This is a genomic window from Ralstonia sp. 110700041-2 (assembly GCF_056280165.1).
Genome location: NZ_JBSFAI010000005.1, coordinates 149,203 through 161,815, shown reverse-complemented (window position 1 = coordinate 161,815; position 12,613 = coordinate 149,203). Strand labels below are relative to the sequence as shown.

At 63.0% G+C, this 12,613-nt stretch carries 13 protein-coding genes and 1 tRNA gene; 11 read left to right on the top strand and 3 right to left on the bottom strand.

Translation table 11 applies throughout. The features are described 5' to 3' along the window. Positions 1–135: 135 nt before the first annotated feature. The 4 genes from pheS (at position 136) to ACUXH0_RS09140 (ending at position 4,658) form a co-directional block, all read left to right on the top strand. Positions 136–1,164 (top strand): phenylalanine--tRNA ligase subunit alpha, encoded by a 1,029-nt coding sequence (gene pheS / locus ACUXH0_RS09155; RefSeq protein WP_024541701.1) that lies wholly within the window; start codon positions 136–138, stop codon positions 1,162–1,164. A gap of 63 nt (positions 1,165–1,227) precedes the next feature. Continuing rightward, positions 1,228–3,657, top strand: a complete 2,430-nt coding sequence (pheT, locus tag ACUXH0_RS09150; protein WP_182593918.1) for a phenylalanine--tRNA ligase subunit beta — start codon at positions 1,228–1,230, stop codon at positions 3,655–3,657. Positions 3,658–3,735: 78 nt separating this feature from the next. Then, positions 3,736–4,152: an integration host factor subunit alpha gene (locus ACUXH0_RS09145; protein WP_004635994.1), complete on the top strand. Its 417-nt coding sequence runs from the start codon at positions 3,736–3,738 to the stop codon at positions 4,150–4,152. Between the two features lie 74 nt (positions 4,153–4,226). After that, positions 4,227–4,658: a MerR family transcriptional regulator gene (locus ACUXH0_RS09140; RefSeq protein WP_012435919.1), complete on the top strand. Its 432-nt coding sequence runs from the start codon at positions 4,227–4,229 to the stop codon at positions 4,656–4,658. 79 nt (positions 4,659–4,737) lie between these two features. Here the strand turns inward: ACUXH0_RS09140 and ACUXH0_RS09135 are convergent. After that, positions 4,738–4,814: transfer RNA gene (locus tag ACUXH0_RS09135), tRNA-Pro, on the bottom strand. 164 nt (positions 4,815–4,978) lie between these two features. Here ACUXH0_RS09135 and ACUXH0_RS09130 point away from each other — a divergent pair. Further along, positions 4,979–5,404, top strand: coding sequence for a nuclear transport factor 2 family protein (locus ACUXH0_RS09130; RefSeq protein ID WP_012435918.1), 426 nt, complete (start codon positions 4,979–4,981; stop codon positions 5,402–5,404). After that, positions 5,397–5,852 (top strand): MerR family transcriptional regulator, encoded by a 456-nt coding sequence (locus ACUXH0_RS09125; RefSeq protein ID WP_012435917.1) that lies wholly within the window; start codon positions 5,397–5,399, stop codon positions 5,850–5,852. Before ACUXH0_RS09130 ends, ACUXH0_RS09125 begins: the two co-directional genes overlap by 8 nt. A gap of 25 nt (positions 5,853–5,877) precedes the next feature. Here ACUXH0_RS09125 and ACUXH0_RS09120 read toward each other — a convergent pair whose 3' ends face one another. After that, a complete protein-coding gene (locus ACUXH0_RS09120) occupies positions 5,878–6,792 on the bottom strand; it encodes a cupin domain-containing protein (RefSeq protein ID WP_012435916.1) in 915 nt (304 codons plus the stop codon). 115 nt (positions 6,793–6,907) lie between these two features. Here ACUXH0_RS09120 and ACUXH0_RS09115 point away from each other — a divergent pair, with 115 nt between their 5' ends. Further along, positions 6,908–7,243, top strand: a complete 336-nt coding sequence (locus tag ACUXH0_RS09115) for a carboxymuconolactone decarboxylase family protein (RefSeq protein WP_012435915.1) — start codon at positions 6,908–6,910, stop codon at positions 7,241–7,243. Between the two features lie 9 nt (positions 7,244–7,252). Here the strand turns inward: ACUXH0_RS09115 and ACUXH0_RS09110 are convergent, their stop codons facing one another. Then, positions 7,253–8,191: an aldose epimerase family protein gene (locus ACUXH0_RS09110; RefSeq protein WP_012435914.1), complete on the bottom strand. Its 939-nt coding sequence runs from the start codon at positions 8,189–8,191 to the stop codon at positions 7,253–7,255. Positions 8,192–8,505: 314 nt separating this feature from the next. Here ACUXH0_RS09110 and ACUXH0_RS09105 point away from each other — a divergent pair, with 314 nt between their 5' ends. The 4 genes from ACUXH0_RS09105 (at position 8,506) to ACUXH0_RS09090 (ending at position 12,568) form a co-directional block, all read left to right on the top strand. Continuing rightward, positions 8,506–8,883, top strand: coding sequence for a hypothetical protein (locus ACUXH0_RS09105; protein ID WP_004635976.1), 378 nt, complete (start codon positions 8,506–8,508; stop codon positions 8,881–8,883). A 170-nt stretch (positions 8,884–9,053) separates the two neighbouring features. Next, positions 9,054–10,127: a DNA polymerase IV gene (gene dinB / locus ACUXH0_RS09100; protein ID WP_012435913.1), complete on the top strand. Its 1,074-nt coding sequence runs from the start codon at positions 9,054–9,056 to the stop codon at positions 10,125–10,127. A gap of 189 nt (positions 10,128–10,316) precedes the next feature. Beyond that, positions 10,317–11,747, top strand: a complete 1,431-nt coding sequence (locus ACUXH0_RS09095) for an amino acid permease (protein ID WP_004635973.1) — start codon at positions 10,317–10,319, stop codon at positions 11,745–11,747. Positions 11,748–12,277: 530 nt separating this feature from the next. Further along, positions 12,278–12,568 (top strand): DUF1488 family protein, encoded by a 291-nt coding sequence (locus tag ACUXH0_RS09090; protein ID WP_004635971.1) that lies wholly within the window; start codon positions 12,278–12,280, stop codon positions 12,566–12,568. Positions 12,569–12,613: the final 45 nt, after the last annotated feature.

Genomic DNA, 12,613 nt, shown 5'->3' with positions numbered 1-12,613 from the left:
GGGCGGGCTGCTGGAGTTGCCCAGTAACTTTGCCGGCTGATCACCCTGACGGGGCTCTCACCGAGCCCCGTTTTTTATTCCGCGCATTTCGCGGACCCGAATCACCCGAATTTTTTCGCTCGCCTTCCCATGTCACTGGATCTGGATCAAGTCGTCGTCGATGCCCAAAACGCGTTTGCCTCGGTGGAGGACAACGCCTCGCTGGAAAATGAGAAGGCACGCTTTCTCGGTAAGTCCGGCGTGCTGACCGACTTGCTCAAAGGCTTGGGCAAGCTCGATCCGGAGACACGCAAGACCGAAGGCGCGCGTATCAACCAGGCCAAGAGCCGCGTTGAAGAGGCATTGACGGCCCGCCGCCAGGCGTTGGCCGACGCGCTGATGAACGCACGCCTCGCAGCCGAGGCGATCGACGTAACGCTGCCCGGCCGCGACGTGGCCGAGGGCAGCTTGCACCCGGTGATGAACACCTGGGAGCGCGTCGCCAAGATCTTCGGCTCGATCGGTTTCGATGTGGCTGACGGCCCCGAAATCGAATCCGACTGGATGAACTTCACGGCGCTGAACAACCCGGACAACCATCCGGCGCGCTCGATGCAGGACACGTTCTACATCGACGGTCGCGACAGCGAAGACAAGCTCCTGCTGCTGCGCACGCACACCAGCCCGATGCAGGTGCGCTATGCCCGCATGCACGTCGAGAAGTACAAGCATCTCGACCGTATCCCCCCCATCAAGGTCATCGCGCCGGGCCGCACATACCGTGTCGACAGCGATGCTACGCACTCGCCGATGTTCCATCAGGTCGAAGGCCTCTGGATTGCCGACAACATCAGCTTTGCCGATCTGAAGGGCGTGTACACCGATTTCCTGCGGAACTTCTTCGAGCGCGACGACATCCAGGTGCGTTTCCGCCCATCGTATTTCCCGTTCACCGAGCCGTCGGCCGAGATCGACATGGCATTCGGCAACGGTAAATGGCTGGAGATTTCCGGCTCCGGCCAGGTGCACCCGACCGTGGTGCGCAACATGGGCCTGGACCCTGAGCGCTATATCGGCTTTGCATTCGGCTCCGGCCTGGAGCGTCTGACGATGCTGCGCTATGGCATCAACGATCTGCGCCTGTTCTTCGAGGGCGATGTGCGTTTCCTGCGTCAGTTCGCGTAAGCGCCAAGCGCTCGCACTGGTACTTCATCGCCCCGTTAATCGAATTCTCTTTCCTGTCGCGCCATGCAATTTCCGGAATCCTGGCTTCGCAGTTTCGTCAATCCGTCGATCACCACGGATGAACTCTCCCATCGCCTGACGATGGCTGGCCTCGAGGTGGAAGAGGTCGACCCCGTTGCGCCGCCGTTCTCGCAGATCGTTGTCGGCCATGTGGTCGAGGTGAACAAGCATCCGGACGCCGATCGCCTCAACGTGTGTAAGGTCGATGCCGGCACGGGCGAACTGCTGCAGATCGTCTGCGGCGCGCCGAACGTGTCGGTGGGCATCAAGGTGCCGTGCGCGATGGTCGGCGCCGAGTTGCCGCCCGGCGAAGATGGCAAGCCGTTCAAGATCAAGATCGGCAAACTGCGTGGCGTGGAGAGCTACGGCATGCTGTGTTCGGCGCGCGAGCTGAAGCTGTCGGAAGACCACGGCGGACTGCTGATCCTGCCGGAAGACACGCCGGTGGGCGAGGACATCCGCAAGGTGCTCGATCTGGACGACCAGGTCTTCATCATCAAGCTCACGCCGAACAAGGCCGACTGCCTGTCGATCCATGGTGTGGCGCGTGAAGTGTCCGCGCTGACGGGCGCGCCGATCACGATGCCGTCGATGGCGCCCGTGGCGGTGACGCTGGCTGACAGGCTGCCCGTCAAGGTTGTGGCGCCGGACCTGTGCGGCCGCTTTTCGGGTCGCATCATCCGCGGCGTGAATGCACACGCAAAGACGCCGGCCTGGATGGTGTCGCGCATCGAGCGCGCAGGCATGCGCAGCGTGTCGGCGCTGGTCGATATTTCGAATTACGTGATGCTGGAGCTGGGCCGTCCGTCGCACGTGTTCGACCTGGACAAGATCCACGGCGGCCTGACGGTGCGCTGGGGCAAGGCTGGCGAACAGCTGAAGCTGCTCAACGGCGACACCATCACCGTCGACGAAAAGGTCGGCGTGATCTCGGACGAGCAGGCCATTGAAAGCCTCGCCGGTATCATGGGCGGCGACAAGACGGCCGTCACGCTCGATACGCAGAACATCTACGTCGAAGCCGCATTCTGGTGGCCGGAAGCCATCCAGGGCCGCGCGCGCCGCTACAACTTCTCGACCGATGCGGGCCATCGCTTCGAGCGCGGCGTTGACTATGCGACCACCGTTGAACACATCGAGCGCATCAGCGCGCTGATCCTCGAAATCTGCGGCGGCCAGGCTGGCCCGATCGACGATCAGATCGTCAACTTGCCGAAGCGCGAGCCGGTGCGCATGCGCGTTGCACGTGCTGCGCGCGTGCTCGGTATTCCGCTGTCGCACGACGTCGTGGCGGACGTGTTCGAGCGCCTCGGCCTTACGTTCAGCGTGGACGGCGATGTGTTCATCGTCGAGCCGCCGTCGTACCGCTTCGACTTGGAAATCGAGGAAGACCTGATCGAAGAGGTCGCCCGTATCTATGGTTTCGAGCGGATTCCCGCCAAGCCGCCCGTGGCCGAGAGCGCGATGCGCCCGACCGACGAGGCACGCCGGACGATGCACGACGTGCGTCACGCCGTTGCCGCGCGCGATTACCACGAGGTCGTCAATTTCGCCTTTGTCGAGGCGGAATGGGAAGCCGACTTTGCCGGCAACACCAATCCGATTCCGCTGTTGAACCCGATTGCCAGCCAGTACTCGGTGTTGCGCAGCACGCTCATCGGCGGCTTGCTCGACAAGGTGCGCTACAACGTGAACCGCAAGGCTTCGCGCGTGCGCTTGTTCGAGGTGGGACGTGTGTTCCACCGTGATGCAGCCGTCGCCGACGGTGGTCTGTCGATCGCCGGCTACGCACAGCCGATGATGGCGGGCGGCATTGCGTATGGTCCGTCCAAGGAAGAGCAGTGGGGCGTGCAGACACGCCCGGTTGATTTCTTCGATGTGAAAGGCGATGTCGAGTCACTGCTGTGGCCGCTGGAGGCGCGCTTCGAGCGCGCTGAGCATCCCGCGCTGCATCCGGGACGCTCCGCGCGCGTGGTGCTGAATGGCCGCGCCGTCGGTTGGATTGGTGAGCTGCATCCGCGTTGGCTGCAGAAGTACGATTTGCCGACTGCGCCGGTGGTGTGGGAAGTGGAGCTCGACGCCATCACCGCGGTGGGTCTGCCGAAGTATCGGGAAGTGCCGCGTGTGCCGGCTGTGACGCGCGACATCGCGCTGGTCGTGCGGCAGGATGTGGCGGTGCAGGATCTGGTCGACACGTTTGAGAAAGCGGCTGTCGGCGCGCCGTGGCAGCGTTATCTGCAGGGCGTTGTGCTGTTCGATGAATTCCGTCCGAAGGCCGCCACGGCTGCCATTGGGGCGCAGGAGAAAAGCCTTGCCTTCAGAATTACGTTGCAAGATACTGACAGCACCCTTCAGGACGACATTGTCGAGGCCGCCACACAGCAACTGATTCGAGCGGCCGGCGATGCATTCGGCGCGCGCCTGCGCGGCTGACGTCGCAGACGTCCGCACTGCGCTAGAGACAGCTCGAACGAACCTCCGCATTCGGATCGAATACGCCAAGCGAATCCTATGAACGATCAACACGCGCCTGCATTGGCAGCCTCCTTGGACGACTCGCTCGGTTCCTCTTCGTCTGCTCTGGCCGACGCGCGTGATGCGCGCGGTCAGGATGTGCCGACGCTTACCAAGGCCGAGCTTGCCGAGATGCTGTTCGAGCAGGTCGGCTTGAACAAGCGTGAATCGAAGGACATGGTCGAAGCGTTTTTCGACGTGATTCGCGAGGCGCTCGAGCAGGGTGACAGCGTCAAGCTGTCTGGCTTCGGCAACTTCCAGTTGCGCGACAAGCCGCAGCGCCCGGGCCGAAATCCGAAGACGGGCGAGATCATTCCCATCACCGCGCGTCGCGTCGTTACGTTCCACGCGAGCCAAAAGCTCAAGGCGCTCGTTGAAGAGCGCGTCGAGCCGCTGCCGGTCGACATCGGGTAATTCTGCTACGTGATTTCGTTCAGCCGCCGTCTGTTCAATCCGCCTCTTTCGCCAGCCCTGTAGCTCAGCCCTGTATGGCCGCCGATAAACACACGGAGCGGGTCAACCTGCCGCCGATTCCTGCCAAACGCTACTTCACCATTGGTGAGGTCAGTGACTTGTGCGCTGTCAAGCCGCACGTGCTGCGCTACTGGGAGCAGGAGTTCACTCAGCTCAAGCCCGTCAAGCGGCGCGGCAATCGGCGCTACTACCAGCATCATGAGGTGCTGCTGATCCGGCGTATTCGCGAGCTGCTGTACGAGCAGGGCTTCACGATCAATGGCGCGCGGAATCGGCTGGATGAGTTGCGGCATGGTACGGCGGCTGCGTCGCCGGTCGAGGCCGATGAGCCGGAGATGGATGTTGCGGCATCGACGCCCGCTGCTGCAAGCGGTTCGGTTGACGTTCAGAGCTTGCGGCGTGCGTTGTCGGCCGTGTTGGAATTGCTGCGTACCGACAAGCCATAAGCCGATATTGCAGACAAGAAGCGCGCAGATAGAAACGAAAAAGCCCGCGTAACGTGATCCGTTACGCGGGCTTTTGTTTTGGTCGGGGCGAGAGGATTTGAACCTCCGACCACCTGCACCCCATGCAGGTACGCTACCAGGCTGCGCTACGCCCCGAAGCCTGCAAGTATAACAGAGGCGTGGCGCCGATGACTAGTAGTTCGCTCGCAGTTTGAGCAAGCACCGTGGGGGCGGGTTGCTCATGGCAGCGACGGAGAAAGTCCTTGCGCTAGAGTGCGCTCTAGCACCTGTAATCGAAGCGTTCACACCAGGAGACTCCCATGAACGCGCTCGAGAACAAGCCGATATTGCAGGCCGCTTTTGCCGAGCTCGCTACCAGCTACGCCAAGCCCTTCGTTGATCTCATGACGGATGATTTCTGTTGGGTTTGCACCGGTACGACGCTGTGGTCGCGACGCTATGCTGGCAAGCAGGCGGTGCCGGGCGAACTGTTCGCTCCGCTACGCGCGAAGCTCGGGCGCATCACTACGGTTGCCAGCCGCTTCACTGCCGATGGCGAGACCGTGGTCGTCGAAGCGCAAGGTCGCAACACGACGCGCGATGGTGTTGCCTATAACAATCAGTACTGTTTCGTCATCCACATGCCGGAGGGCAAGATGCGCGAACTGATCGAATACTTCGACACCGATCTCGTCAACCGGGCACTCGGCGATCCGGCGGTCGTCTGCATCGAGTCCCATGGCTGAGCGCGACCCGGCTCGATTGCTGATCGGTGCCCTGGCTGAACGCACGGGCCGCAGCATTCATACGATTCGTTGGTACGAGACGCAGGGGTTGATTCCTGGCGTTGCGCGCGATGCGGCGGTCCGACGTGTGTATACCGAGCAGCACGTCAACTGGCTCGAGTTGATGGAGCGCCTGCGCAGTTCGGGGATGTCGGTCGCGCAGATGCGCGAATATACGGCGCTGGTGTGCGAGGGCCGCAGCGCCCTGAAAGCTCGGCATGCGCTGCTGGTTGCACACCGCGCGCAGGTGACGCAGACGATTGCCGAGTGGACGCGCTCGCTCGCGTTGATCGACAGCAAGATCGATTTCTACGGCGAATGGGTGGCGACCGGAACGCGCCCTGCACGCGAGTCCAACCTGCCGCAAGGCACCGCGAAAACGGGCATTCGCCGCAAGCCAGAGCGCTAGCGAAGGTGGCGACGCGGGAGGATGATCAACTCGTCGCCCGCCGATACCGCGCTGGCGTCATTCCCAGTTGTTGCTTGAACGCCTTGCCGAACGCCGCCTCCGATTGATAGCCGACACGCGCGCCGATTTCGCCTGCGCTGAGCCGCGTATGGATCAACGCGTCGCACGCGAGCGTCATGCGCACGCGCGTGAGAAAGTCCCACACCGTCATATCGGCGCGCGCCTTGAAGTGTCGCGCGTAGGTGGCGCGGGACATGGCCGCCAGATCGGCGAGGCTGTCGATGGTCCATGCGCGTTCGGGCGCACCGAGCATGGCTTGTACGGATGGGCCGAGGCGCGCGTCTGATAGCAGCGTCAGCGTGCCGGGGCTCGCGTTTTCCCGCTGGCCGTAGACGCGCAGTGCCATTGTGAGCAACGCCTGGCTCAGTGAGGTAACGATCGCCAGCGCGCCGGGCGCGCGCGTTTCGGCTTCGTCGCGCATCAGCCCAATGAGTGCTTGCAGCGCCGGAAACGACGCGCTATCACTCAATGACACGTGCAGTGGGTCGGGCAGCGTACGCACCAGCAGCGTGGTCGAGCCGTGTTCGTGGACGAAGCGGCCGCACAGCAGATCGACCTCCGCGGCACCGCGGCCAGTTTGGCGAACCGGCAGCATGCCATCGTGCGATGCGCGGGGTTTTCGCGTGGGTGCGTCGGCAGCGCCGGGGTCGTGAATCGTGTGTGCCTCGCCGTGCGGGAACAGGATGAAATCGCCTTCGTGCAGTGAGAGCGTGCGGCCGCCGGTGTCGACGAGGCATCTGCCCGAGAGCACCAGGTGGAACGGCACCTGACCATTCGGCTCCGGATCATGTGGGATCGAGAACGGTCCCTGGAACAGGCAGCGCAAATCGAGGCTGGCCTGCGGCCGGGTGAGCTGTATGAATTGACTGAGCGCGTCCATTGAGACGATTTCGACAGAAATTGCGTGAAAGAAGTATTCAGTGGATCGCCCTTAAAGACAATACTCTTTCCAACGGCGCCGACATCAGGCCAGCGCCACACCACCGGAGCACATCATGCTGAACTGGGTCGAGTATCGGAAGGAATTGCTGGGTCGCATTGGCGAGATCGGTCAGATCACGCCGGATACCGTCAAGGGCTATAAGACGCTGTCGGCTGCCACGACGGGCAGTCTCGACGCGAAGACGCGTGAGCTGATCGCGCTGGCCGTGGCGGTGACCACGCGTTGCGATGGCTGTATCACTGTGCACACGGCCGAGGCGATCAAGCATGGCGCAACGCATGAGGAGATTGCCGACGCGCTGAGCGTGGCGATCTCGCTCAATGCCGGGGCAGCGTTGGTGTACTCGGCGCGCGTGATGGACGCCGTGCAGGCCTACGAGAAGGCCTGACCGCGTCGGCTACCGTGCGATCCGCATGCGACAGGTTGCCTGTCGGGTCTCACCGGGCGCGAGCAGGTGCAAGCCCTCGCCGTGGTGGATCGCATTCGGCAGGCCCATCCATGGTTCGACGCAGTAGAAGTCCGACGTGGCGTTTTCTGTCCAGGTGGTGATGGCGTGCCAGGGCACCGGTGCGCCGTCTACCTCGATACGAATGCGCCGGCCGAGCGGCGCTTGCGCATGCGGCGGGATGACGAGCGTGGCCACGCCGGTGTCGTCGAGCAGGTGATAGCGGTCTTGCAGCGCCGGGTCGTCGAGCTGGTAGGTCCGGCGCCCTGGCTCGGGTCTGTCTAGACTGCCATCGGGCAGTTGGCGCGACAGCCGAGCCGGCGGCATCAGCAGCTCGGTGGCGCCACGCAATGCATGCGGGAGCGCCAGGTAGAAATGATGACCGGCGTAGAAGGGCATCGGGGCATGCGCGTCGCTTTCGTCCAGATGCTTGACGGAGAGGGTTGCTTCCAGCCCATCGTGGATCAGTTGGTACGTCACGCGAAATTCAAAGGCGAACGGATAGCCTTGGCGCGTGTGGGGGCTGTCGCGCAGCAACAGGACGATGTGCGCATCGCTTGCGTCTTCCACCTCGAACGGCAAGTCGCGGGCGAAGCCGTGCTGCGGCAGTGTGTAAAGTCGACCGCGCGCATCGCGCCAGCGGCCGACTTCGCCCTCCACGAAATGCCGGCCGATGAAGGGAAACAGCAGCGGATTGCCGCCACGGACCTTGGCCGGATTGGACCAATCGGCCGGCTCGGGCCAGAAGAGGATGTCTTCGCCGCGATGGCGCCAGCGCACCAGCCGGCCGCCGGCTTCAGGCGCGAGCAGCAGCATGGAGCCATCGGTGTGCGGCTCGCCGATGCGGATGAGCGTGCGGTCCTGGAAGCAGGCGGTGGGCAGGTCGTGCATGGCTGGGGTGGAGTGACTTGTTGGCATGGGAATCGCGTACTAGATTGTCAATGCGTTTTGCCCGGAGGGAAACCATGTCCGTCAATTGCGTGCTGCCCGCACATACCGTTCCCCCACCCGACGAGCCTTCGCCGCCGGGGATTCCTCCCGATCTGCCATCGCCCGATGAGCCACCGCCGCCCGTCGAGCCACCGGAGGTGTCGCGGAAGTAATCTGCTGTTACCAATCGTCACAGCTTTGCGTGAAGCGGTTCGTAAGATAGCGCCAGTTCCCGCGCGACTGCGCGCTTCTACAACGACAATACGAGCCCAATCATGTCGATTCTTCCGCGTGTGACCCTGTGTGCTGTACTGGCGGCCTCCATGACCGGCTGTGTCGTGGCGCCGCCGCAGCCCACGCGAACGGTGGTGGTGCGTGAGCCGGTTCCGGTCGCGGCGCCTGCACCCGTGGACCCGCGCGCGCGCTTTGATCAGGTGCAGGGCCGCCTCGCAGAAGAATTCCACCGTATCGACGTTCGCCAATCGGAGGGCTACATCGATCCGTACCGCGCGGATGGCCTGCGCGACCGCCTGCGCCGCATCCGCCAGGAAGCCAACGACATGGCCAGCCAGCATCGCGGCGGCTTGTCTGGCGACGAGCAGCGCGCCCTGAACGACGAACTCGGCGCCGTCGCGCACGATATCGGCCGCTAAGCCGCTTTTCCGATTCCTGCATTCGCCGATGCTGCGTCGCAATATCGGCGAAATGCATTGTTGCGCCGCGTTGCGTGCGCAGCCGGCGGAAGCTGATACGCTTGCGGTCCTCCTGAACGAGCAAGCCCGACACCGACGCAGCTTCCTGCAGCCGGTTCTGGCCTTGTGCCGTGCGAAAGATCATCCACTGCGACTGCGACTGTTTTTACGCTGCCATCGAAATGCGCGACGATCCGCGCCTCGTTGGCAAGCCGCTGGCTGTCGGTGGACGGCCGGAGCGGCGCGGCGTGGTCGCGACTTGCAACTACGAAGCGCGCAAGTTCGGCATTCATTCGGCGATGCCCATGGCGCAGGCCGTCAAGCGCTGCCCGGACTTGCTGATCGTGCCGCCGTCCATGGAGAAGTACCGCCAGGTTGCGCGCCAGATCTTCGCCATCTATCACAGCTACACGCCGCTGGTGGAGCCGCTCTCGCTGGACGAGGCATATCTGGATGTGACCGACAGCCCGATGCTCGCCGGCAGCGGCACCCGCATCGCAGAAGACATCCGCCGCCGCGTGCGCGAAGAGATCGGCATTACCGTATCGGCGGGCGTTGCGCCCAACAAGTTCATCGCCAAGATTGCCAGCGACTGGAACAAGCCCGATGGCCTGTTCGTCGTGCGGCCGGAGCAGATCGACGCGTTTGTTGCGGAGTTGCCGGTGGACCGCCTGTTCGGGGTGGGCAAGGTGACCGCTGCGAAGCTGCGTCGCCTGGGCGCAGAAACCTGTGGTGACTTGCGCGCCTGGGGCACCGACCGCTTGCAGCAGCATTTCGGCGTGTTCGGTTTCCGGCTCCACGACCTTTGCCGAGGCATCGACCATCGGCAGGTGCAACCTTCGCAGATCCGCAAGTCGGTCAGTGTGGAAGAAACGTACGCCACCGATCTGCGCACGCTCGACGACTGCCAGCGTGAGCTGATCATCCTCGTCGAGCAGCTTGCCGCCCGCGTCGAGCGTGCGCGCGCAGGCAACATGATCCACAAAACCTACGTCAAGCTGCGTTTTGCCGATTTTCGTGGCACGACGGTGGAGTGCATCTCGCCCCAGGTGTCCTTGCCGGTGTTCTCCAAGTTGCTGGCGCAGGGGTTTGAGCGCCGCGGCATTCCCGTGCGGTTGCTCGGCGTGGGCGTGCGCTTGTACGAGTCCGACGCGCACGCGCGCCAGCAACCGCTGTTTGCCGAAGACCCGGCCGCCACCAGCTGAGGTTGCCCCCTCGACCCGGCAATCGGGTGCGAATTGTCCTATTTTCCTGTCTGCACGACGGCGATAGAAGGGCGGAATGTCGCCTGCGGGTAAAATGCTCGCTTTTTTGCATAATCCGCCGCCGCGCATCAAACGTGCGCGACAGTGCATGCCGTCACATTCGGCCGCACGCAGACAGGAGACGCAGTAATGAGTTTGTTTCGTACCAAAAACGTGGATCACATGATCCGCACGGGCCACAGCGACACCGGCCTGAAGAAAGTCCTCGGGCCCCTCGACCTGACCTTCCTGGGTGTCGGCGCCATCATCGGAACCGGCATCTTCGTGCTGACCGGCACCGGCGCGCTGACGGCAGGGCCGGCGCTCACGCTGTCCTTCATCATCGCAGCGCTTGCATGCGGGTTTGCCGCGCTGTGCTACGCCGAATTCGCCTCGACCATTCCCGTGTCGGGCTCCATCTATACGTATGCCTACGCCACGATGGGCGAGCTGGTCGCCTGGATCATCGGCTGGGATCTGATGCTCGAATATGGCTTGGCCACATCTGCTGTTTCGGTGGGTTGGTCCGGCTATTTCCAGTCGCTGCTGTCGGGCTTCGGCCTTCATCTGCCGGTGGCGCTCACTGCCGCTCCGGGCGCAATCCCGGGCGTGCAGACACTGTTCAACCTTCCGGCGCTGGTGATCATGCTGCTGATCACGACGCTGCTGTCGTTTGGCATTCGCGAATCGGCGCGTGCCAACAACATCATGGTGGCGATCAAGGTAACGGTGGTGGTGCTGTTCATCGTCGTGGGTGTGCGCCATGTGCAGCCGGCCAACTGGCAGCCGTTCATGCCGTTCGGCATGGAAGGCGTGTTTGGCGCGGCGGCCATCGTGTTCTTCGCTTTCATCGGCTTCGATGCGGTGACGTCCGCGGCCGAAGAGGTGCGCAATCCCAAGCGCGACTTGCCGATCGGCATCATCGGTTCACTGGCGGTCTGCACGATTCTCTATGTACTGGTGGCCGCCATCATGACGGGCATCGTGCCGTTCGCGAAGTTTGCAGGCGTGGATCACCCCGTGTCGCTGGCGCTGCAAGTGGCCGGCGAAAGCTGGGTGGCAGGCTTTGTTGATCTGGGCGCCATCATTGGCATGACCACGGTGATCCTGGTGATGGCGTATGGCCAGACTCGCATCATCTTCGCGATGTCGCGCGACGGTCTGCTGCCCAAGCGCCTGTCGCACATTCATCCGCGCTACGCGACGCCGTTCCTGAACACCTGGGTGGTCGGCATCGTCTTCGCGGTGATCGCCGCATTCGTGCCGCTGAACGTGTTGGCTGAGCTGATCAACATCGGAACGCTGGCAGCGTTCTCGCTGATTGCCGTTGCCGTGCTGGTGCTGCGCCGTACCCGTCCAGACCTTCATCGCGGCTTCCGTTGCCCAGGCGTGCCGGTGGTGCCGCTGCTGGCCATCGGCATGTGCCTGTTCCTGATGAGCCACCTGCAGGCCGTCACCTGGATCGCCTTTTTGGTGTGGGTCGCGATCGGCTTGCTGGTGTACTTCGGCTACGCGCGCCGCCGCTCGCTGCTGCACACGTCGGAGCATGGCGCTGCACCCGTTTCCGAAACGGTGCACTGATCAGGAAGGCGCGTCCATTCCCTGACGACATGGTTGCCACGCGGCTGAACACTGTCGTTCAGGGCGCCGGCTGAGCGGTTTTTCCCTCAGTCGGCGCGCAACTATTACAACGCCGATGTATTGCGTTCAACCGCCGCGCTTTTTGGGGCGATGGTTCCAACGCATCTGGCGCTGACATCAACGTGTCGCAAACTATGTGGTTGCATTAGCAAGCACACCGTGGCTGCGCGTCCGGCACGCGCCTTGCATGTGGCTCTCGCTTTGCTCAAACGAGCCAATGCGCGACCCTGACAAAAAAGCATAGCTACGACGAGGGGCGCGCGAGGCCTGATGCCGCCTGGGATGGCGGCATCGAGCCACGGCTTAACGGCTGCGATGCCGCATATGACGCTCGCACGTGCATTGCAAGCTGTGGTTAAAATGATCTGTGCAGTCAGACACATGTCTGACGAAACCTTGCCGGCCCCCCCGCACGGTTTCCACGCAACAGCGTGTGCGTTGTTGTCCATTGCAATCGGAGGGCTTTGACGATGGAAATCAAGTTCGAAAAGAAAGAGGCGTACGACATCAACAACGAAGGCCTGCTGTTCGACGCACTCGTCGACGGTGAAAAGGTGACTTGCGTGGCAACGCGCGAGGCGCTTTGGGAAGGCCTGGAAGGTGACCAGGTGTTGTCGCTTCAGGCAGCCTTCGAGGCTGGCCAAGAGCGGATCCAGGATGCCGCGCGCGTGCTGATTGCTGACGGCGTGCAGCGATCTCATGGATTAGAAGATTTGCCGCAACCGATCGTGGTCAAGCGCGCGCATATTGCCGTGGCTTGAGTCTGATCGATTGCTCGTGTAGACATCGGCGTGTCCGATGCCTGT